The sequence below is a fragment of the Winogradskyella psychrotolerans genome, from assembly GCF_018860545.1.
GTDB classification, from domain to species: domain Bacteria; phylum Bacteroidota; class Bacteroidia; order Flavobacteriales; family Flavobacteriaceae; genus Winogradskyella; species Winogradskyella psychrotolerans_A.
Genome location: NZ_JAHKPN010000011.1, coordinates 481,213 through 505,338 on the forward strand (window position 1 = coordinate 481,213; position 24,126 = coordinate 505,338).

Genomic DNA, 24,126 nt, shown 5'->3' on the forward strand with positions numbered 1-24,126 from the left:
AGAGTAAAGAAAGAAGAAACAAGAGCCAAGAATCAAGACTTAAATGCTTATACATGAGTAAGCAGTCTATTTTCTAACAGTGAAGCGGTCTTATTTCTATTCTCTATACATAAAAATTAAAAATAGATTCCTACAGAAGTTTATCTTGAGCGATAGCCGAAAAGCAGGAATGACAAAAGAATAAAAGTTTAACTAAAAATGAAAGCAGAGATTCCTGCTTTCGCAGGAATATTATGAAATTGTGGGACAAAGGCTATTCAATAGATAAAAAAATAGAATTATTTACCGTTGGTAACGACAGAGAAATTGACATGCATATTGCTAAATATGATGTTGAAGCCTCAAGAGCGCATGCTGTGATGTTAGAATCTATCGGAATTATAACTTCTGACGAATTAGAAAAATTAAAATCAGGTTTAAAAGTTTTAGCTGATTCTATAAACGCTGGAACGTTTATTATTGAAGAGTCATTTGAAGATGTCCATTCTAAAATTGAACATGAATTGACTAAAACTTTAGGTGATGTCGGAAAAAAAATCCACACAGCACGTTCTAGAAACGACCAAGTTTTAGTGGCGCTTCAACTCTATTATAAAGAAAATTTACAAATCATAAACGACAAAACTAAAACGTTTTTCGATACACTTTTAAGCCTAGCTGAAAGCCATAAAACTCAACTTTTACCTGGTTATACGCATTTGCAAGTTGCTATGCCATCGTCTTTCGGATTATGGTTTTCTGCTTATGCGGAGTTGTTAATTGATGATGTATATGTGTTGAATGCCGTGTCAAAAATCACAGACCAAAATGTATTAGGTTCAGCTGCTGGTTACGGAAGTTCATTTCCTATTGATAGAGACATTACAACAAAAGAATTAGGATTTTCAACCTTAAAATATAATGTGGTTGCTGCGCAATTGAGCAGAGGAAAAAGTGAACGTGCAATCGCAAGTGCTTTAGGTGGTTTATGTAACACCATGGCGCGGTTTGCAATGGATATTTGCTTATATATGAGTCAGAATTTTGGATTTATTACGTTTCCAGATGAGTTAACCACAGGAAGTAGCATCATGCCACACAAAAAGAATCCTGATGTGTTTGAATTGATTAGAGGAAAGTGTAATAAAATTCAAGCTTTACATTCTGAAATGTTGTTAATCACCAATAATTTGCCAAGTGGTTACCACAGAGATTTTCAATTGTTGAAAGAAAACATCATCAATGCTTTTGAAGATGTAAAGGACATTTTAGACATCTTTAATTATTCTATTCAACAAATCATTGTGAAAGATATTGACCTCACAGATGAGAAATACCAATACCTATTTACCGTAGACAGCATTAATAATTTAGTGGTTGATGGCATGAGTTTTAGAGAAGCCTATCAAAAAATTGGAGGACAAGTACAAGCCGGAACCTACCAACCCGATTTGGGTAAAGAACACTCTCATATTGGGAGTATCCACAATCTGTGTTTGGAGGATATAAGAGCTAAGTTTCCTAACAAATCTTAATAATATTAGATTCTGCGAGGTTTAAAAATCTTGCAGAATCTAAAATAAAAAAAAAGCATCTGAGAACAGATGCTTTTAAATTTCTACTCTAGTAAAAGACTACCCTTAGAATTTATAGCAGCAGAAAAAAGTTAATATTATACACCTACCAAATCACCTTCTTCATTTTTAGTTGCCAAATCTGATTTACCCATTAAGTAAATATCAACCTGACGTGCAGCTTCTCGTCCTTCAGAAATTGCCCAAACAATCAAGGATTGCCCACGACGCATATCTCCTGCGGTGAATATATTGGGAATATTTGTTTGATATTTGCCATATGCTGCCTTATAATTTGAACGTACATCTCGCTCTAAACCTAATTGATCAGCAATTGTAGGTTCTGGCCCTGTAAAACCTAATGCTAATAAAGCTAAATCACATTTCCATGTTTTTTCTGTACCAGCGACTTCAATTAATTTAGGACGTTCTCCTGGCACCATTTCCCACTCAACATTTACTGTTTTTAAAGCCGTTAATTTACCTTTAGCATTGGTTACAAATTCTTTAGTATTAATTAGCCAATTACGTTCTACACCTTCTTTGTGAGATGTTGATGTTTTTAATTGCAATGGCCAATATGGCCAAGGTGTTGCTGGAGAACGATGTCCTGGCGGTTTTGGCATAATTTCAAAATTTACAACCGATTTTGCACCTTGACGATTAGACGTTCCAATACAATCTGACCCTGTATCTCCTCCACCAATAACAATCACATTTTTTCCAGTCGCTAATATTTGATTTTTTACTTTTTGTCCGAAAACAACTTTGGTTTGTTGGGTTAAGAAATCCATAGCCTGCACTACCCCATCCGCATCGATTCCTGGCGTAGGTAAACTTCTTCGTTCTGTTGCACCTCCACAAAGGACAACGGCATCAAACTTTTTTAATTCCGTAATTTCATAATTCACACCAACATTGACATTAGTTTTAAAGACAATTCCTTCAGCTTTTAAAATCTCTAAACGACGATCTATGATGCCCTTTTCCATTTTAAAATTAGGAATGCCGTAACGCAGTAATCCACCAATAGCATCATCACGTTCAAAAACAGTAACCGTATGACCTGCTCTGTTTAATTGCTGAGCAGCCGCTAAACCTGCAGGTCCAGAACCTACAATTGCGATGGTTTTTCCTGTTCTTGTTTTTGGTGGCTGTGGCTTAATCCAACCTTCTTTAAAAGCACGTTCAACGATGCTTTTTTCTATATTTTCAATCGAAACTGGATCTTCAATAATACCCAAAACACAAGCTTGCTCACAAGGCGCAGGACATAAACGACCAGTAAATTCGGGGAAGTTATTTGTTGAATGCAGTATCCAAGAGGCTTTTTGCCATTCTCCCTGATGTACCATATGGTTAAAATCTGGAATTAGATTTCCCAACGGACAACCACTATGACAAAACGGGATGCCACAATCCATACAACGCGACCCTTGTTCAGTCATGTCCTTTTCCTTTAAAGGAACCGTAAACTCATCATAATGCTTTACACGATCCTTTACCGGCTTGTAGGATTCATCTTTCCTTTCGAATTCTTTAAAACCTGTTACTTTTCCCATTTTATTCCTGCGAAGGCAGGAATCTCATCCTGCTTTCTAAATTTAATTGTGTTATAACTTATTTCTTCTGCCTTAGCTTACACTAATTCTTCAACCATTTGTTCTTCTGTCTCTAAACGTTTTAAAGCTCGCTTGTATTCTGTTGGCATTACACGAACAAAATTACTTAAGCTTGTTTCCCAATCATTCAATAATGATTTTCCTAATTCGCTATCTGTATATTTTACATGCTTCTCAATTAATGCTTTTAAATCGTTGGCATCTTTCTTTAAAATTTTCTCAAATTCTATCGTTTCTATATTACATAACCCGTTTATAAATTTACATTCAGGGTCATATACATACGCAATTCCTCCACTCATACCAGCAGCAAAGTTTCGTCCTGTTTTACCAAGAACTACCACTTTACCTCCAGTCATATATTCACAACAGTGATCGCCTACTCCTTCAACAACTGCTACTGCACCAGAATTTCTAACCGCAAAACGTTCTCCTGCAATTCCATTAATGTAAGCCTGCCCTTCAACTGCTCCAAAGAGGCAAACATTTCCGATGATAATATTATCTTCTGCTTTAAAATCTGCTCGCGTTGGTTTCTTTACAATTAGTTTTGCACCAGACAATCCTTTTCCTAAATAATCATTTGTATTTCCTTCCAATCTGAACGTTAATCCGTGGGCCCCAAAAGCTCCGAAACTTTGTCCTGCTGAACCTTCAAAATTGATATTCAATGTATCTTCTGGTAAGCCTAAATGACCATATATTTTTGAAATTTCATTACTTACAATGGCTCCAACTGTGCGATTTGTGTTTTTAATTGGATATGCCAATGTCATTTGTTCTTTTCTATACAACGCGCGATGCGAATCTTTTAAGATTTTAAAATCTAAAACATTATCTAAATTATGCTCTTGTTTTTGCAAATTTTTAACTGGCATTTGATTGTATTCTACAGGTCGATGTAATATTGACGACAAGTCTAAACCTTTCGCTTTATAATGCTTGATAGCTTTGTTCGCATTAATCTTATGCGTCTGACCCACCATTTCTGCCATAGATCTAAAGCCTAATTCTGCCATAATTCCTCGTAATTCCTCCGCGATATAATAAAAGAAATTAATGACATGTTCTGGTGTGCCCTTGAAGTTTTTACGCAACTCTTTATCTTGAGTCGCAATTCCAACCGGACAGGTATTTAAATGACATTTACGCATCATAATACAACCTGAAGCTACAAGAGGTGCTGTTGCAAAACCAAATTCTTCTGCTCCCAATAAGGCGGCAATAGCCACATCTCGACCTGTTTTTAATTGACCATCACATTCTACAACAATTCTACTTCTTAAGTTATTAAGCACTAAAGTTTGTTGCGCTTCTGCTAAACCGAGTTCCCATGGTAAGCCTGCATGTTTTAATGACGTTAAAGGAGATGCTCCTGTTCCACCATCATAACCAGCAATGAGAACAACATCAGCCTTTGCTTTGGCAACACCAGCCGCAATGGTTCCTACACCAACTTCAGACACTAATTTCACATTAATTCTAGCATCACGATTGGCATTTTTTAAATCATAGATTAATTGTGCTAAATCTTCAATCGAATAAATATCGTGGTGTGGTGGTGGCGAAATTAATCCCACAAATGGTGTAGAGTTTCTAGCGGATGCAATCCACGGTAATACTTTTTCACCAGGTAATTGACCACCTTCACCAGGTTTTGCACCTTGAGCCATTTTTATTTGAATCTCTTTGGCATTGGTTAAATAATGCGACGTCACCCCAAAACGACCAGAAGCCACTTGCTTTATGGCTGAATTTCTACTATCTCCATTCACATCTGGTTGAAAACGTCTACGGTCTTCTCCTCCTTCTCCAGAATTAGATTTCCCTCCAATTCTGTTCATCGCAATCGCTAGATTTTCATGCGCTTCACGAGAAATTGAACCATAAGACATCGCCCCTGTTTTAAAACGTTTTACGATTTCGGTCCAAGGCTCTACTTCTTCAATTGGTATGGGGTCTATATTATTAAATTCAAACAACCCACGAATGGTCATTAAGTTTTCTGCTTGTTCATTAATCGTTTTAGCATAAACATCATAACTCGCCTGATCACTTAATCTTACCGCTTGTTGTAATTTCGCAACCGTCGTTGGATTAAACAAATGCTTTTCACCATTACGTCTCCACCTATAATCTCCACCAATATTTAACCCTAAACGTTTGTCGAGTATATTACCTGGATAGGCATGCTGGTAACGTTTATCGATTTCTTTTTCAATTTCATATAATCCTATACCTTCAATTCTTGAAGTTGTGTAAGGGAAATATTTTTCAACAAATTGAGAATTAAACCCGACGATTTCAAAAATTTGAGACCCTCTGTAAGAGCGTAAGGTTGAAATTCCAATTTTATTCATCACTTTCAGAATTCCTTTACCAATCGCTTTATTAAAATTATCAACTGCTTTTTGTTCATCCATATTAGTAATGAAGCCTTCCTTAACTTGCATTCTAATAATTTCATTCACCATATACGGATTAACTGCGCTTGCACCATAACCAAATAAGGTCGCAAAATGATGTGGTTCACGTGGCTCTGCCGATTCTATAATAATATCAAAATAAGAACGCTTACGTAAACGATTCATCTGATGACTTACATAAGAACATGCGAGTAATGGTGGAATTGGAGCCATATCCTTACTCACACCTCTATCTGATAAAATGATAATATTCGTTTTTCGGACTAAGGCTTTTTCAATTTGAACAATGATATTATCTAAAGCATCTTCTAGTCCATTTAAACCTCTGTCTTTTTGGTATAACATTTCAACAGTTTCGGCCTTAAAACCTTCAACTTTAATGTTTCTAATTTTATCTAAATCATCATTTGATATTACGGGATTCTGAATTTTCAACTTTCTACATTGTCGCTCCGTAATACTGAATATATTCCTGTCCTTACCTAAGGCTAAACTAATATCAGTGACAATTTCTTCTCTAATACCATCTAAAGGTGGATTGGTCACCTGAGCGAATAATTGTTTAAAATAGTTTGAAATTAATTGCGGTTTGTTTGACAATACAGCTAAGGGTGTATCTGTCCCCATAGAGCCTAGAGCTTCTTTGGAGTTTTGAGCCATTGGTGTGATGACTTCCTGAATATCTTCGTATGTATAATTAAATAAACGCTGTCTTGTTTTAATATCTAAAGATTCTATTGGACAGGTTTCACCGGTATATGGAATATCTTTAAGATGTAATCTTGTTTTATCTAACCATTCTTGATATGGTCTTTCTTTTACAATTTTACTTTTTATTTCTTCATCATTAATGATTCGTCCCTGGTTCATATCTACCAAAAACATCTTTCCCGGTTCTAATCGCCCATGACTTTCGACATCTTCTGGCGCAATATCAACCACTCCAATTTCTGAAGACATAATTAATTTACCACTTTTGGTTACGGTATATCGCGATGGTCTTAAACCATTTCTATCTAACAGTGCTCCAATATAGTTACCATCGGTAAACGGCACAGAAGCTGGTCCATCCCAAGGTTCCATAATACAGGCATTATAATCATAGAACGCCTTGCGCTCTTCAGACATTGTCTTATGCTTTTCCCATGCTTCTGGAATCATCATCATCATTACCTCTGGCAATGAACGACCTGTATGCGTTAATAATTCAACAACCATATCCATTGAAGCCGAATCTGACTTTCCTGGTAATATGATTGGAAATAATTTTTCAATTTGAGGACCGAACACATCACTTTTCATGATTTCCTCACGAACCCGCATTCTACTGACATTTCCTCTCAGTGTATTAATTTCTCCATTCTGACACATAAATCGGAATGGTTGCGCTAACTCCCATGTCGGCATTGTATTCGTAGAAAAACGCTGATGCACCAATGCTAAGCGCGTCACCAAATCATCTTCTTGTAAATCTTTGTAATAAGGCCCGATATCTTCAGGCATAATAATACCCTTATATATAAGTGTATTCATGGACAAACTAGACACATAGAAATACGAACTTTGTGACATCTTAGATTTCCTAACCGTATGCTCAGTTATTTTACGTGCCGCATACAATTTTGCTTTAAAATTAGCCTCAGAAACTTCATTAGATTTTCCAACAAATAATTGCTCAATATTGGGCTCAGACGCTAGGGCAATTTCACCCAATTGAGTAGAATCCACAGGCACTTCTCTCCAACCTATAACGGTAAGTCCTTGAGCGATGATTTCTTTTTCAAACGTATCTTTACAAAACTTGTATTGATTTCTATTTTTTGGCAGGAAAACCATACCCACAGCATACTTCCCTTTTACAGGCACTTTAAAACCACAAACACGCTTAAAGTAAGCATGTGGAATATCAATTAATAAACCCGCTCCATCCCCTGTTTTTCCATCTGCACTTACACCACCACGATGCTCTAATTTTACTAGGATTTCTAAGGCATCATGTATAATTTGATTTGTCTTTTCTCCTTTTAAATTACAGATGAATCCTGCACCACAATTTTCGTGTTCAAATTCCGGCAAATAAAGCCCTTGCTTCTTAAACATATTTTATTAAAAATTTAAAGGTTTTTACACCTTATTACTCCTCTAATATATATGCATAAATTTAATAATAAAAATAGTTGAAACACTTTTTTCATATCACTAGTTAAGTGCATTCTAAATGAAAATATTGCAATAATAACAACAAATTCTAATAATTAACCAATGATTATTCCCTAATAAAAAACTTAAAATATTACGAAAACGATTTTTAAACGCATTAAACATTAAAAATAACACACAAAACCAATGCTAAAATTTCGTTTTAAACAAATTGAAATTATTGATATACCAAAAAAATTAGCATATTTTTTATTCACCCTAAAAATTATAGGGTATAAAACTTTATATTCATAAAAATCAAATATTAAACCCAATTTTTAATAGGGTATAAACAAAGATTACATAGATTTGAGTCGAACTAACTATTTAAAATCGACTATTATGAAAAAAATTTTAACATTAAGTTTACTATTAATGTCAATAGTATTAACTGCACAAGACTCTACAGATGTTGCAACTGAAAAAAAACTCACCATATCTGGAAGTGTCGACGCTTATTACCAAACCTTAATAAATGCTTCTGATGATTCAGGACAAGCCTTCGGAACTGCTTTTGCAGACCAAACAGGGTTTGCCTTAGGTATGGGTAACATTATTGCTAGCTACGAAAGCGGCAAAGTAGGTGCAGTACTTGATTTAGTTACAGGCCCAAGAGGTGGTAGCGCTACTTTTAACACCGATATTGTTGACGGTATTGTAAACCAAGCTTATGTTTATTGGAATGTTTCTGAAACAACAACTTTAACTATGGGACGTTTTAATACGTTTTTAGGATATGAAGTTATTGCACCAGCAGCAAACTTTAACTATAGTACATCTTATTTATTCTCTAGCGGACCTTTTTCTCATATGGGCTTAAAAGCAGATTTCGCTTTATCTGATGATTTTAGCTTAATGTTAGCAGTTATGAATCCTTGGGACACTAACGACACCTCAACTACAGGTGAATATTCTTTTGGAGCGCAACTTGGATACAAAGGACAGTACCTCAACTTATACTACGACAGTGGAGCCAACGCTGGCTTAGGATTTGAAATTGATTACACAGGTGGTTTTGACCTTTCTGATGATTTCTTCTTAGGAATTAATGCCGCTTACCAAACATCTTCTTATTACTACAATGACGACGGCGTAGTAGCTAGTGATGATTTTAAAAATGGATTTCATGGAGCAGCTCTATATCCACAATACACACTATCTGAAGAGTTTGCACTCGGTCTAAGAGGGGAATATTACGGATTCCACGCAGAAGAAGGAGACGATTTACCTAGCGTTATTGGTCTTACAGTAACAGGAAGTTACGTAGTAGACAGCAACCTAATTATTAAACCAGAAGTAAGATTAGACTCATGGAGCAATAACGATGCTGCTTTCTTCGATGCTGACGGAGAAGATATGAGTAGTTTAGCCGCATTTACTTTAGCTGCAATCTACTCGTTCTAAACCAAAATACTAACTAACACTTTTATATATGATACCTAATTTCTTAACAATACTCCCAACTCTAGCAGCAGTGCAAGATGCTGCTGAACCTACTGAAGTCGAAGCTGCAGTTGCCGCAATAAACGGCGACATGGGAATGCTTTGGATGCTACTATCTGCTATCCTGGTATTCTTTATGCAAGCTGGTTTTACATTAGTTGAAACAGGAATGACACGCTCTAAAAACGCGGCTAATATCGCCATGAAAAACCTACTCGATATTTGTGTAGGCTCATTAACTTACTGGTTTGTAGGCTACTCTTTAATGTATGGAGATACTTCAAACGGATGGTTTTTCTGGAGTGGTATAATGCAAGGTGAAGGAGCTGATTTATTATTCCAAACCATGTTCGCCGCTACAGCTGCAACCATTGTATCGGGAGCTATTGCAGGTAGAACAAAATATTCTACATATGCTATATTTTCAATCGTAATGACTGCATTAATCTACCCTATTGCTGGTGGATGGCAATGGCAAGGTTCTGGTTGGTTAACCGAACTTGGTTTTATTGATTTTGCAGGATCTTCAATTGTACACTCTGTTGGTGGATGGGCTGCATTAGTAGCTGCATATATGGTTGGACCACGAATTGGAAAATTTGTAGATGGAAAAGTAATGGCTATTCCAGGACACAATCAAATTCTTGCCACATTAGGTGTATTTATCCTATGGTTAGGATGGTTCGGATTTAACGGAGGATCTCAACTCGCTTGGGGAGGAGACGACGCTATCGCAGCTTCTAATGTTGTTTTAATAACAAATTTAGCAGCAGCTGCAGGTGGTTTAGGAGCATTAATAACGACATGGATCTGGTACGGAAAACCAAATCTACCACAAACTTTAAACGGAGCTTTAGCTGGTTTAGTAAGTATTACTGCTGGCTGCGGAAACATGTCGACCACTGGTGCCGTTTTAGCTGGACTAATTGGCGGGATCATCGTCGTATTTTCTATAGAAATTATAGAAAAGAAACTTAAAATTGATGATGCTATTGGCGCAGCCTCTGTTCATGGTGTTGCTGGAGTTTGGGGAACACTTGTTATTGGCCTTTGGGGAATCGATGGCGAAACAGGAATAGGCCTATTTAATGGTGGAGGATTTTCACAATTAGGTGTTCAAGCTACTGGTGCTTTAGCTTACGGTGTATGGGCTGTTGTCTTATCATTCATTATTCTAAAAATATTGAAATCTACAATGGGTCTTAGAGTAAGCGAAGAAGAAGAACTAGTTGGTCTTGACCTTTCTGAACACGGTGAAATTGCCTACCCAGGAAAAAGAGAAAGATAATTCCTATTAATTCTTTCACGTAAGTTTTAATTGATAATTAATTTAGTTGTTAGAATAAAAACCTTCGAAGCTTAATCTTCGAGGGTTTTTGCATTTATACAACTTAATTCCTGTACATAAAAAAAATCCTTAGAAGTTTTACACCTCTAAGGATTCATTTTTTTTATAATATTAAATGATTGTTTTTATGCCGAATTACGACTGGCATTGATGTTACCAAACAACGATCGTGTCACCATCTTTTCAAAGATTTTAATCTGCTCCTCGTCTCGTACCTCAGCTGATTCAAGCTCTTGAATTTTCTTTAAAGCATATTGCTGAATAGTCAATAATGGTAAAACAATAGATTCTCTAACAGCAATTGATGCTTTTCCAGATGGTTCTTCTTGCATTAGCTCTTTATAACCCGTAAGCTTTAAAATTAAACGCTTTGAAGTTTCATATTCATTATGAATCACATTCCAGAATTCACCATATTCTGCATCATCAGACATATATCGTGTTAAATCGAAAAACGATTTTGATAATGACATCATACTATTTTCAATCAATGTTTTAAAGAAACTTGATGTTTTAAACAAATGCTGTGCTTTATCAAACTCACCAATATCTTCATAATGCTTTAATGCGGTTCCTACTCCAAAAAAGCCCGGTACATTCTGTTTCAACTGACTCCAAGAGCCTACAAATGGAATGGCTCTTAAATCTTCAAAGACCAAACCTTCTGCTTTTCCTCGTTTAGAAGGACGACTTCCAATATTAGTTTTTGCATAATATTTTAGGGTACTCATATGTTCCAAATACGAAATGAATTTTGGATGCGCTTTAAAATCTGAATACGCTTTATAACTGCGATTAGATAAATCCGTCATTACCTCTCGGTTCTCTGGAGACATAATCAAATTCTCCTCACCAATACTATTACCAATACCTGAACTAATTAATTGCTCAAGATTGTATTGCGACGATTCTAAGGTTCCAAAATTAGAACTAATTGTTTGCCCTTGTATGGTAAGCTGAACTTCTTCATCTTCAATAGTTGGCCCTAAGGAGGCATAGAAATTATGTGTTTTTCCACCACCACGCGCTGGAGGTCCACCACGACCATCAAAGAAAATAACTTTAACGTCATATTTTCTAGACACCGTAGTTAGTGCTTCTTTTGCTCTAAAAATAGCCCAATTAGCCATTAAATAACCACCATCTTTAGTCCCATCACTGAAACCAAGCATTATGGTTTGTCTATTTCCTCTAGACTTTAAATGTGTCGCATATTCAGGATTAGTATACAACTCCTCCATTACAGCAGGCGCATTTTCTAAATCTGTAATTGTTTCAAACAGCGGTCCAATATCTACGGTTAATTCATCATGAAATGCCACCAACTTCAACATCGCAAATAATTGCATCACATTGAGTGTGGTTTGATTATTACTAATAATGTAACGATTCGCCGCTTTTTCACCATTAGTTTGTTGAATCGTTTTAATCGCTTTCATTGTATTTAAAGCCATTAACGTTTCCTCATCTTTAATTAGATCTAAATCAACTTCACCTTCAACCTTAGACAAAATCTTAACTTGTTCTGCAACCGATAAATCGTGATAATTTTGTGGAAATATAGCACTTCCGCTATCAATCAACGCATTGACCATATCGTTAAAAAACTGATCGTGCTTTCTACTATCTTGACGGATGTCTAGGTTGGCAAAATGAAAACCAAACAAATGCGTTTTATTTATAAGACTGTTTATTTCTTCCAAATAGAGCGATTGGTGTTTCTCTATAATCACTTGTTTCACAGTCTTCAATTCTGACACTAAATGGCCTAATGTTAAGTCTGAATCCTCATTGGTGATGATACCATAAAGCTTATTCTCCAAGTTAGCCATTCTATCTTCAACACCCTGAAATGTTAACTTTCGCTTTAACTGTCTTATATTTCTATAGTAATTTTTTATAATAGACAATCGTAATCTTCCAGCAACTTTTAACGTAATTTCTGGAGTAACAAATGGATTTCCATCTCTATCTCCACCTGGCCAGAATCCTATATTTATAATATCATTATCTATTTCCTTACCATCAAAGATATTCTGCTGAATGTAATCGAAAATAGTTCCAAAAGATTTATAAAACACATTCTCTAAGTACCAAATTAGACTCACAGCCTCATCAAAAGGAGATGGTTTTTCGTGTTTAAAAAATGGTGTTTTACCCAATTGCGCCAGTAAATCATTGATTCTAAGTAAATCATTTTCACGAATAGCCTCCGTTAAATCGGTAATAATTCCTAAAACAGAACCTGGATAAAATTGTGTTGGGTGTGCCGTTAAAACAATACGTACTTTAAATTCTTCTAGATATTTTTGAAGCGTCTCCAATTTATTTTCAGCAGTAATAGATTCTTTTAGGCTTCGTAAAGTTCCAATACCATCCATGTTATTTACTATCGGAAATGCAGCATCTTCAATAGCATCAAACAACACCACTTGTCGTTCTATATATTGAATAAACCGAAATAATAAATTAATTTGACTTTCAGGTGTACGTCTGGCTTGATATTTCTTAAAAAACGAATCTACAATTACTGTAGGATTCTCTTTATGTGCAAATCCTTTTTGACAAGTTTCATGAAACAACGGTAGCAAAGCTCCTGTTTTTGTTATACTGTCAAACGGTAAAGTCATAAATATACTGTTGTATATTTGATATTTGGACAATACGTTTTGATTAAATCTTGTAAGCTTTGGCTGTGTAGGCATTTGTTTTATATGATTGTTGATTGACCGAGATGTATGTTTTTAAAATTAAGGTTTGTATCTTTTGGATTGTAAATAAAATCCTCAACAAAATCACCAACATTCGAGGTTGTCACGGTATTAACCACCGAATTTATATCTGGTGTTGTAATGTTTAATTTTAATGATTTTTCTACTGCTAACCTAATTAATTCGGCTTCATTATGCAACTCAAAGTGACTCAACAACATAGCGGCAGATAAAATTGACGCTATAGGATTAGCAATTCCTTTATCAGCTGCTTGCGGATAAGAACCGTGTATAGGCTCAAACATTGCATATTTATCTCCAACTGATGCCGACGCTAACAACCCTATAGAACCACCAATAACACTAGCTTCGTCGCTAATAATATCACCAAACATATTCTCCGTAAGAATAACATCAAATTGTTTTGGGTTTAAAATCATTTGCATTGCTGCATTATCCACAAATAAGAAATCGAGTGTTACATCTGGATATTCCTCAGCAACTTCCTTAACTACTTTTCTCCAAAGTCTAGAAGTTTCTAAAACATTTGCTTTATCTACTAAAGTGACCTTATGACTTCTATGTTCAGCAGCTACAAAGGCCAAATGAGCAACGCGCTCTATTTCTTCACGAGAATAAGAACACAAATCTGAAGCCTCATTTCCATCTTCCGACAACTGTTTTTCTCCGAAATAGATACCACCTGTCAATTCTCTATAAATAGAAATATCCGTACCTTCAATAATATGTTTTTTTAAGGGAGACTTTTCTAATAAGGTTTTATAAGCTTTAACCGGTCTAATATTAGCATACAACCCTAATTCTTTACGCAATTTAAGCAAACCTTGTTCTGGTCGGACTTTTGCAGAAGGGTCATTATCATATTTTGGATCACCAATAGCACCAAATAATATGGCATCCGTATTTTTACATAAATCCAATGTTGCATCAGGCAAGGCATCATTATGTTTATCGATAGCAACAGCTCCAACATCTGCTGTTGTAAATTTAAAATTGTGATTAAATTCTGAAGCAATCGCTTTCAACGCTTTTATCGCTTGACTTGTTACTTCTGGACCAATACCATCACCTGGTAAAACTGCTATATTTAATTTCATCAAAAAATCGTTTCCGGATCAACGGAACCCTTAGGTTTAATTAATTAGTATATTTTATGAGCTTCAAAAGCTTCAATTTGTTCTTTATTATTGACAAGATAATCAATATCATCGTATCCATTGATCATACATGTTTTTTTATAAGCATCAATTTCAAAATTTTCGGATAATTCTGAATCTTTAACTGAAATCGTCTGCTTTTCGAGATTAACGACTAATACCGTCTCTGGTTTGGACACGATTTTCTGCATTAAGTCACTTAAAAATGCCGGTGACACCTGTACTGGCAACAATCCATTATTCAAGGCATTTCCTTTAAATATGTCTGCAAAAAAACTAGACACAACCACTTTAAAACCAAAGTCTGTAATAGCCCATGCTGCGTGTTCTCTACTAGAGCCGCACCCAAAGTTATCTCCAGCAACTAAAATAGTTCCTGAATATGTTAAATCATTTAGTACAAAATCCGTATTTATTGTGCCATCTTTATGATATCTCCAATCTCTAAAGACATTGTCACCAAATCCTTTTCTATCCGTTGCTTTTAAAAAACGCGCAGGAATAATCTGATCTGTATCGACATTCTCTATATGTAATGGAATGGCTCTTGATTGTAATGTTGTGAATTTTTCCATTAATTTAATTGCTTTGAAATATCTATAATTTTACCTTCTACAGCAGTTGCTGCAGCCACTAATGGACTCGCTAAAATGGTGCGGGAACCTTGTCCTTGTCGACCTTCAAAATTTCTGTTTGACGTAGATACACAATATTCACCTTGAGGAATCTTATCATCATTCATAGCTAAACACGCTGAACATCCTGGCTGACGCAATTCAAATCCGGCTTCATCAAAAATAGTTTTTAAACCCTCTTCTATGATTTGAGCTTCAACTTGTTTACTTCCTGGCACTAGCCAAGCAGTAACATTTTCAGCTTTTTTCTTACCTTTTATATAATCTGCCGCCACTCTAAAATCTTCAATTCTAGAATTGGTACAACTCCCGATAAACACAAAATTAATAGGTTTATCAATTAAACTTTCACCTGCTTCAAAATTCATATACGCCAATGATTTTTTAAATGACAGGTTTTCATCCATAGGAATAGATTCAGAAATTTTAATTCCCATTCCTGGATTCGTTCCGTATGTAATCATTGGTTCTATATCCTCTGCATCGAAGCTATATTCTTTATCAAATGTAGCATCGTCATCCGTAGGTAACGTTTTCCAGTAGGCGACTTTCTTTTCAAAATCATCACCTTTAGGCGCAAATTCTTTGCCTTTTACATAATTAAAAGTCGTTTCATCTGGCGCTATCATACCACCACGTGCACCCATTTCAATACTCATATTACAAACGGTCATTCTCCCCTCCATACTCATATCTTCAAAAACATTACCAGCGTATTCACAGAAATAACCTGTACCAGAATTAGTACCTAGTTTTGAAATAATATAAAGAATAACATCTTTTGGTAAGACACCATTCTTCAATTTACCATTTACGGTCACTCTTAAACTTTTTGGCTTGGTAAGCAACAAGCACTGACTCGCAAAAACCTGAGCCACCTGACTTGTTCCAATACCAAAAGCAATGGCTCCGAAAGCACCATGTGTAGACGTATGACTATCTCCACAGACCATGGTTAAGCCTGGTTGCGTCACTCCTAATTCAGGAGCCATTACATGCACAATACCGTTGTACTTATGACCTAATTCGTATAATGTTATATTATTTTTCTTACAATTTTCTGATAATTGCTCTAATTGGTTTCTAGACAAATCATCTTTAATCGGTTGATCCTGATTTAAAGTTGGAGTGTTGTGATCTGCCGTCGCCACAATCTGATTCGGTCTAAAAACAGGAATTCCACGTTCTTCTAATTCATTAAAAGCTTGTGGACTTGTTACCTCATGTATTAAATGTTTATCAATGTATAGTATCTGTGGTCCATTTTCTATACTACTGACCACATGCGAATCCCAGACTTTATCGAATAATGTTTTACCCATCTATTATGCTGAAATTATTTGTTGATACACATTACTCGTCTCAATAATTTGATGAATATCACTATCATTGATTTCTTTTTTTCTATCTGCAAAACTTAAGAAGTTAGCGTACACATCATCTAACTGCAATTTAGTAAGTTCATAACCTACATTTTTTGCTCTATAAGCCAAAGCTGCTCGTCCACTTCGTGCCGTAAGCACAATAGCCGATTCCGTAACTCCAACATCTTTTGGATCAATTATTTCGTAAGTTGCTCTATTCTTTATGACACCATCTTGATGAATCCCAGAACTATGCGCAAAAGCATTAGCTCCAACAATCGCTTTATTGGGCTGTGTATAAATACCCATGCTATCACTCACCAATTGGCTCATTCCGTATAACATCGATGTATTAATATTTGTATCTAAATTTAGGTAAGGATGTTGTTTTAATACCATCACTACTTCTTCTAAAGCTGTGTTTCCGGCACGCTCACCAATACCATTGATGGTACATTCTATTTGACGCGCTCCACTTATAACTCCTTCAATAGAATTTGCTGTTGCTAATCCTAAATCATTATGGCAATGGCAAGACAAAATAGCCTTCTCAATACCTTTTACATTTTCTTTTAAATATTTGATTTTTGCACCATACTCACTTGGCAAACAATAGCCCGTTGTATCTGGAATATTCAACACGGTTGCTCCTGCTCTAATCGCAGCTTCACAAACTCTTGCTAAATATTCGTTATCTGTTCTTCCTGCATCTTCTGCATAAAACTCAACATCCTCTACAAAAGATTTAGCATATTTAACAGCTTCAAAAGCACGTTCAATAATCGCTTCTCTGTTAGACTTAAATTTATGAAGGATATGAGAATCTGAAGTACCAATTCCGGTATGAATTCTACCTTTCTTTGCGTATTGTAACGATTCTGCTGCTACTTTTATATCATTTTCTACAGCTCTCGTTAAACCGCAAACCGTTGCATTTTTTACAATTTTTGAAATTGCTTCTACCGACTTAAAATCACCAGGACTAGACACTGGAAATCCGGCTTCAATCACATCGACACCTAGTAAATCTAGCTGTTCTGCGATGACGACTTTCTGTTCGGAATTTAATTTACAACCAGGAACTTGCTCTCCATCGCGAAGTGTTGTATCGAAGATTTGTATGTTGTTATTTGACATATATCAAAATATATTTATAGTATTGTCTAACGAATATATGTTTTTGAAATCGCGATAAACTTTATTAATAGTGTAACTTTACGATGTTCAGTCGCCAAAATGTATTTTAAATTCTTGATTAACAGGTTTATAAATCTATTTTACATTGATAACTAAAGACCAAAAAGATAATTTATTTTCACTCATAAAGTCATTAACAAAGTCTGAAAAACGACAATTTAAACTTTATGTAGGGAGACTTGGTGTGAATTCAGATTCAAAATTCTTAAATCTTTTCAATCTTTTAGATAAATCAAAATCCTATAATGAGGCCAATATCATAAAAAGTGGCATTGTAAAAAAACAGCAACTTGCTAATGTAAAAGCACATTTGTACAAACAGATTTTAATAAGCTTAAAACTGAATCCTTCGCATCAAAATGTACGATTACAAATTAGAGAACAACAAGATTTTGCGTCTATTTTGTATCATAAAGGCCTTTACAAACAAAGTTTAAAAATTTTAGATAAAGCCAAAGAATTAGCCATTGCAAATGAAGAAAAAAATTCTGCTTTTGAAATTGTTGAGCTTGAAAAAGTAATTGAATCTCAATACATCACACGAAGCATTAGTACACGTGCCGACGAATTAGCTGTGCAAGCCAAAGAATTAAGTTATCTAAATGTCATCGCTAGTAAACTCTCTAATTTATCACTTCAACTTTATAGTACCATTCTAAAAACAGGCTACATTAGAAATGAAGAGGAAGCCCATATGGTGACTGATTATTTTAACCAACGTCTTCCCAAAGTGAAGATTGAAAAATTAGGATTTCGAGAAAAACTATGGCTATATAAAGCAAACTTGTGGCAAAGTTTTTTACTTCAGGATTTTTTGAGTTGCTACAAATATGCTTCAAAATGGGTCGATTTATTTTACCAAAATCCAAGTATGATTAACTTGAATCCGGTCTTCTTTTTAAAAGGGAACAACTATCTTTTAGAAGCCTTATTCTTTATTGGAAACAAACCTAAATTCTTAGAAAAATTTTCAGAATTTGAAGCGACCGTTAACAATACAAGTTTCCCTAAAGATGAAAATGTAGCCTCTTTAGTTTTCCTTTACACCAACTTTCATAGCATTAACCAGCATTTTATAGATGGAAGTTTTGAAGAAGGCCTAGACTTAATTCCTAAAATTGAAAAAGCTTTAATTCCGTTTAATGACAGAATTGATCCGCACCATAAAATGATATTTTATTACAAATTTGCCAGTTTACAATTTGGCGCTGGCAACAATAAAGCGTGTATAAAATATTTAGATAAAATTATCTCAAACAAAACGCTTTCTATGCGCGAAGATTTACTTTGTTTCTCAAGAGTTTTAAATCTTGTTGCCCATTATGAAGCCGGTTTAGATTATCATTTAGAAACCCTTTTGCGTAGCACATATAAGTTTTTAATTAAGATGAATGATCTGCATGAAGTGCAAAAGGAGATGATAAAATTTATTAGAGGCCTTCAAGATATTTACCCGCACGATCTTAAAAATGCATTCAAGGAATTACACAAAACCCTAAAGACTTTTGAAGATCATCCTTACGAGCGACGCGCCTTTTTATATCTCGATATTATTTCTTGGCTAGAAAGTAAAATTGAAAACAAACCGGTAAGCGAGATTATTCAAACTAAGTATTTACTAAAGAAAACTTCATAATTCTAAGAATTTCATAAAAAAGTCATAAAATCGTAAAATTATTTGGATTTGTAGATTTTGTATTGCAATATTTGTGCTCACAAAGTTCAAACACTTACTGAAATGTTATCAAGAAAGGCGGAGGGAATGACCCAATGAAGCCTTAGCAACCCTTAGATTTACTAAGAAGGTGCTAAATTCTACTTAATTATTTGATTCATTAATCGAAAAATTGGATAGATAACTCAAGACTAATTACCCATCTGTAATTAGCATTTTCTTTTTAATATTTTTCTATTAAGTACGCTTCACGTTCAAAGAACATAAGAGGCTTATTTGGCTTTTGGTTTAATCGTGCTATTTGTTGTGCAAGATTGATGAAGAGGAAACAGATAGATTTTTTGATTAGACGAGAAAGAAACATTTAGCATAGCTGTAGCTACGGTAAATTTTTATTTTGAAGTATAAGCGAAAAAGATGCTTTTTACTCCATTAAACTTGTTTAACAAATAGCACTCATTTATTAACTCAAAAACTTAGAAAAATGAGTACACAAAAATTCGCAACACAAGCGTTGCACGCAGGTCACGACACCAATCAAACAGCAGGAACAAGAGCTGTTCCTATTTACCAAACATCATCATACGTTTTTGATGACTCTGATGATGCCGCAGGACGATTCAACTTATCAGTTCCTGGATTTATTTACACACGTTTAAACAATCCAACAAACGACATTTTAGAACAACGTTTAGCCGCATTAGAAGGAGGGATTGCTGCAGTAGCAACCGCTTCTGGAACCGCTGCGATTTCAACAACATTACTAACGCTTTTAAGAGCTGGTGATCACATTGTTGCATCGAGTAGTTTGTATGGCGGAACTTACAATTTATTGAGCGTTACACTACCAAGACATGGTATTACCACAACGTTTGTTGACGCTTCCGATCCTGAAGCATTCGCAAAAGCAGCACAAGAAAATACGAGAGCCTTTTTTGTAGAATCTTTAGGGAATCCGAAGTTAGACGTTTTAGATCTTAAAGCGATTTCAGCAGGAGCTAAAGCTCATAAAGTGCCATTAATAGTCGATAATACCGTTGCCACTCCATACTTATTAAACCCAATAGAATATGGCGCAAACATCGTTATCCATTCCTTAACCAAATACATCACCGGAAACGGCACATCGCTTGGCGGTATCATTATTGATGCTGGAACATTTGATTGGACTAATGGTAAATTCCCTGAGTTCACCGAACCATCTGCAGGTTATCATGGTTTAGTGTATAGTGAAGTTATTGGAGCTGCTGCATTTATAGCAAAAATCAGAATTGAAGGTTTACGAGATTATGGTGGAGCGCTGAGTCCATTTAATGCGTTTCAGATTATTCAAGGTTTAGAAACTTTAGAATTACGTATTCAAAAGCATAGTCAAAATGCACTAGAATTAGCAACATGGCTACAGGCACAACCCGAAGTCAAATGGGTGAATTACCCAGGATTAGAATCTAGCCCATACCATAGTTTGGCTAAAAAATATTTACCAAAAGGTCAAAGTGGTGTGGTGACATTTGGAGTTGATGGTGGCTACGAAGCGGCTAAAACTATTGCAGACACTACCAAATTATTCTCATTGTTAGCTAATATTGGAGACACAAAATCTCTTATCATACATCCTGCAAGTACTACGCATCAACAATTAAGTGATGACGCGCAAGAAACCACAGGTGTTACTAAAGATTTAATTCGTTTATCTGTAGGTATTGAAAATATTGAAGATTTAAAAGATGATTTAAAAGAAGCTTTTGCTGTTGTAAAACAGAAGAAAGCCCTTCAAAATTAAATTTAGATTAATAGCGAAGTAGATGCCTTTGTAACGAAGGTGTCTACTTTAAATTTTCAAAAACTAAAACAGACGAAACAATGAGTGATTTAAAATTCTCTGTTGTAGGAGACAGTGCTTCTGCAACTCAATTTATAGGAAAAACAAGGCAATTTACTTTAGTCGTAGACGAACCTGAAGCTTTAGGAGGCACAGATACAGATGCCAACCCTGTGGAATATATTTTAGCAGGTTTTGCCGGTTGCGCTAATGTTGTCGGGCATTTGGTAGCTAAAGAATTAGGCTTCACAATTAAAAATTTAAAAATCGAGGTGACGGGTGAATTAAATCCGGATCGGTTCTTAGGCACCTCTAACAAAGAACGTGCAGGTTTTAAAACAATTAACCTCAACCTCGTTCCAGAGACCGATGCCAGTATTGAAGTCTTAACAAAATGGCTTCAAATTGTAGAAGAACGCTGTCCTGTAAAAGATAATTTACAGAATATAACCCCTTTAAAAATTTCCGTAGAAAAAGAATATACGGCTATATAAAAATTTGTAATGGCACACTTACACTACATAACCCTACGTAATTATGTTACTGAAAGCGGTAAGACAATACTCCCTAAATTGTCTTACCAAACTTTTGGTAAAGCACTACATTCTGCTCCCATAATTTTAGTCAACCACGCCCTTACAGGAAATTCCAACGTGATTGGAGACAACGGCTGGTGGAATGATATTATAGGTGAAGACAAATGCATAAACACAAATGAATACACTATTTTAGCATTCAATATCCTTGGTAATGGCTACGATAATGTTGCGGATAATATCATTGATAATTATAAAGATTTTACGGCAAGAGACATAGCACAATTATTTGCTTTAGCCATAGACCAATTAGAAATTAAAAATTTATTTGCCGTCATAGGAGGTTCTGTTGGTGGTGGTATTGCATGGGAATTAGCAGCTTTAAAGCCTAAGTTAATTCAACATTTAATTCCTATTGCGACCGACTGGAAATCAACAGATTGGGTGATTGCAAATTGCCATATCCAAGATGCTATTTTAAACAATTCCTCACAACCATTAAAAGATGCGAGGATGCATGCTATGACCTTGTATCGCACACCTGAATCCTTAACTCAGAAGTTTGAACGCACCAAGAAAAACGAATCACTTTTTAATATAGAGTCTTGGTTGAATTATCACGGCACGGCACTCGAAAATCGTTTTCAAGTGGCCGCTTACAAACTGATGAATCAGATTTTGCGAACTATAGATATTACAAAAGATAGAACTGAATTTTTAGAAGTGGCTTCAAAAATTGAAAGCGATATCCACATCATCACGATTAATTCGGACTTGTTTTTTAAAGCTGATGAAAATTGGAATACTTATGTGGACCTAAAAAGTGTTAAAGATAACGTGCATATTCACGAAATTAAATCCGTTCACGGGCACGATGCTTTCTTAATAGAATTTGATCAATTGGCACGTTTCTTAAAACCTATTTTTTCAACGCAATTAAAAGAAAAAGAAAAGCTAGAACAGCAAGTTGCCTAAACCAACTCTACTGTTTTTTAATAAAAAGCCGAACGACACGTTTGGCTTTTTTAATTTTTAGACCATGTATTTTTAGTATATTTAAAACAAAAACATGGCTTCAGAGACTTTAAGTTATAAATACAATTCCCAATCGAGCATAACATCTACAAAAGGAAAAGAAAATTTATTACTCTCAAAGTTTAACGAAGTAGAAAAAGGCAATTCACCTTGTTTTTTCTGGGGAAAACTGAATAACCCTTACGAATTATCGCGCTGTTTAATCACGCTTTCCAATACCGTACAATCCAGTTTTAATCTGTCTCCATTTCAATTGGCATTATTGAAAGATCCAATTGTCACAGCAGGAAACAATCAAATTCGGTTCGAAGGTTTTTCGCATTGTGCTGGTGTCTATGCTAGAGTTGATGTTTTAGAAAACGGACAAGATGGTGAGTTTATAGAAAACGGAACTACCAACGTAGATTTCAATACTCCATTAATTTCCGAATTAGGAAAAATAAAAAAGAACGACGACCTCGTTTTATCTGTTGGAGAAAAAGAAGTCGGTTTTCATAAAGAAGGAGACAGTTTTATAGAGCGCAAAGTACCTTTACCAAGCAAATGGATTAAAGGATTAACAACCGTTCAACATTATTTTTCAGAATCAGATTATGCGCTCACCTTAAATAGAATTCAGGCACTTCAATTATTTAAAACCATTCCTAACGGCAAAGTTAAAACCGATTATTTTTTAATCAAACGCGGCAACAAATACTTGTTCAGCCCTTTAAAATCGAATTCTGCCGTTTGCATTGGAGGTATTCATCGTTTAAAATTATTACAGCCTTTAATTCCTTTAATTAATGAGATGAGAATCTATCCTCAAAAGGATATGCAATCGGTAACTTTCATATTGTGTTTTAACGACTTAAATTTTGTGTTTTCAATTTCAAGAGATTTTTGGCGTGGTTTTTCTGGAGAAGGTGCTGCTTTAGAATCTTTAATAGAAGATCTTCCTGAAAATTTAATTAAAGCTTTCGACAATTATTCTTATACAAATCAAACCTTCAATCCTACCTTGATGTCTTTTGAAGAACATATTGATGTGTCTAAAATCGATAAGCTAGCAACCAAACTATCAGCCATGGGATTACTAGGTTACGATTTAGAAAATAACGGTTTCTTTTACCGACGACTACCTTTTAAATTAGATAGAATTATGTCTTTAAACCCACGACTTAAAGGTGCTGAAAAATTACTTTTAGAGGGCAAAGTTGAAATTATCTTAAAAAAAGACAATGAAATTGAAGCCAAAGTTGAAGGTTCTGGGGTTCAACATTATGTTATCATAAAAGGAGATACACAAAAATGTACGTGTACATGGTTTAGTAAAAATCAAGGCGAGCGTGGAGCTTGCAAACATATTTTAGCCGTAAAGAAAAAAGCAAAAGACAACTAGT

General features: G+C 35.1%; 15 protein-coding genes and 1 riboswitch. Of the genes, 8 read left to right on the forward strand and 7 right to left on the reverse strand.

Going from position 1 to position 24,126, the window contains the following annotated elements:
• Positions 1–233: 233 nt before the first annotated feature.
• A complete protein-coding gene (argH, locus tag KO515_RS05520) occupies positions 234–1,514 on the forward strand; it encodes an argininosuccinate lyase (RefSeq protein WP_215935372.1) in 1,281 nt (426 codons plus the stop codon).
• Positions 1,515–1,651: 137 nt separating this feature from the next.
• Here the strand turns inward: argH and KO515_RS05525 are convergent, their stop codons facing one another.
• Together KO515_RS05525 and gltB are read right to left on the reverse strand one after the other, a co-directional pair.
• Positions 1,652–3,115 carry a glutamate synthase subunit beta gene (locus KO515_RS05525; RefSeq protein WP_215935373.1) on the reverse strand — a complete coding sequence of 488 codons (1,464 nt, stop codon included), beginning with the start codon at positions 3,113–3,115 and terminating at the stop codon, positions 1,652–1,654.
• Between the two features lie 77 nt (positions 3,116–3,192).
• Positions 3,193–7,701: a glutamate synthase large subunit gene (gene gltB, locus KO515_RS05530; RefSeq protein WP_215935374.1), complete on the reverse strand. Its 4,509-nt coding sequence runs from the start codon at positions 7,699–7,701 to the stop codon at positions 3,193–3,195.
• Positions 7,702–8,142: 441 nt separating this feature from the next.
• On the opposite strand from gltB, the gene KO515_RS05535 reads away from it, so the two are divergent.
• Positions 8,143–9,204: an outer membrane beta-barrel protein gene (locus tag KO515_RS05535; RefSeq protein ID WP_215935375.1), complete on the forward strand. Its 1,062-nt coding sequence runs from the start codon at positions 8,143–8,145 to the stop codon at positions 9,202–9,204.
• 31 nt (positions 9,205–9,235) lie between these two features.
• Complete coding sequence (locus tag KO515_RS05540) at positions 9,236–10,531, forward strand: ammonium transporter (RefSeq protein WP_436800006.1); 1,296 nt, start codon at positions 9,236–9,238, stop codon at positions 10,529–10,531.
• 185 nt (positions 10,532–10,716) lie between these two features.
• On the opposite strand, the gene KO515_RS05545 is transcribed toward KO515_RS05540, so the two are convergent.
• The 5 genes from KO515_RS05545 to KO515_RS05565 are packed head-to-tail and all read right to left on the reverse strand — an operon-like array spanning position 10,717 to position 17,616.
• Positions 10,717–13,296, reverse strand: a complete 2,580-nt coding sequence (locus tag KO515_RS05545) for a phosphoenolpyruvate carboxylase (protein WP_215935377.1) — start codon at positions 13,294–13,296, stop codon at positions 10,717–10,719.
• Positions 13,297–13,301: 5 nt separating this feature from the next.
• Positions 13,302–14,420 (reverse strand): 3-isopropylmalate dehydrogenase, encoded by a 1,119-nt coding sequence (leuB, locus tag KO515_RS05550; protein ID WP_215935378.1) that lies wholly within the window; start codon positions 14,418–14,420, stop codon positions 13,302–13,304.
• A gap of 44 nt (positions 14,421–14,464) precedes the next feature.
• Positions 14,465–15,055 (reverse strand): 3-isopropylmalate dehydratase small subunit, encoded by a 591-nt coding sequence (gene leuD, locus KO515_RS05555; protein WP_215935379.1) that lies wholly within the window; start codon positions 15,053–15,055, stop codon positions 14,465–14,467.
• A complete protein-coding gene (gene leuC, locus KO515_RS05560) occupies positions 15,055–16,437 on the reverse strand; it encodes a 3-isopropylmalate dehydratase large subunit (protein ID WP_215935380.1) in 1,383 nt (460 codons plus the stop codon). The genes leuD and leuC overlap by 1 nt, the downstream gene beginning before the upstream one ends.
• 3 nt (positions 16,438–16,440) lie before the next feature.
• The gene (locus KO515_RS05565; RefSeq protein ID WP_215935381.1) at positions 16,441–17,616 is read right to left on the reverse strand and encodes a 2-isopropylmalate synthase; all 1,176 of its coding nucleotides are present in this window, start codon (positions 17,614–17,616) and stop codon (positions 16,441–16,443) included.
• A 148-nt stretch (positions 17,617–17,764) separates the two neighbouring features.
• On the opposite strand from KO515_RS05565, the gene KO515_RS05570 reads away from it, so the two are divergent.
• From KO515_RS05570 to KO515_RS05590, 5 genes are all read left to right on the forward strand, one after another.
• On the forward strand, positions 17,765–19,312 hold the full coding sequence (locus KO515_RS05570; protein ID WP_215935558.1) for a hypothetical protein: 1,548 nt from the start codon (positions 17,765–17,767) through the stop codon (positions 19,310–19,312).
• 102 nt (positions 19,313–19,414) lie between these two features.
• Positions 19,415–19,538, forward strand: a riboswitch (SAM riboswitch).
• A 297-nt stretch (positions 19,539–19,835) separates the two neighbouring features.
• Positions 19,836–21,134: an O-acetylhomoserine aminocarboxypropyltransferase/cysteine synthase family protein gene (locus tag KO515_RS05575; protein ID WP_215935382.1), complete on the forward strand. Its 1,299-nt coding sequence runs from the start codon at positions 19,836–19,838 to the stop codon at positions 21,132–21,134.
• Positions 21,135–21,214: 80 nt separating this feature from the next.
• Positions 21,215–21,667, forward strand: coding sequence for an OsmC family protein (locus KO515_RS05580; RefSeq protein ID WP_215935383.1), 453 nt, complete (start codon positions 21,215–21,217; stop codon positions 21,665–21,667).
• Between the two features lie 9 nt (positions 21,668–21,676).
• Positions 21,677–22,684, forward strand: coding sequence for an alpha/beta fold hydrolase (locus KO515_RS05585; protein WP_215935384.1), 1,008 nt, complete (start codon positions 21,677–21,679; stop codon positions 22,682–22,684).
• 94 nt (positions 22,685–22,778) lie between these two features.
• A complete protein-coding gene (locus KO515_RS05590) occupies positions 22,779–24,125 on the forward strand; it encodes an SWIM zinc finger family protein (RefSeq protein WP_215935385.1) in 1,347 nt (448 codons plus the stop codon).
• The last annotated feature ends 1 nt before the right edge of the window (position 24,126 follow it).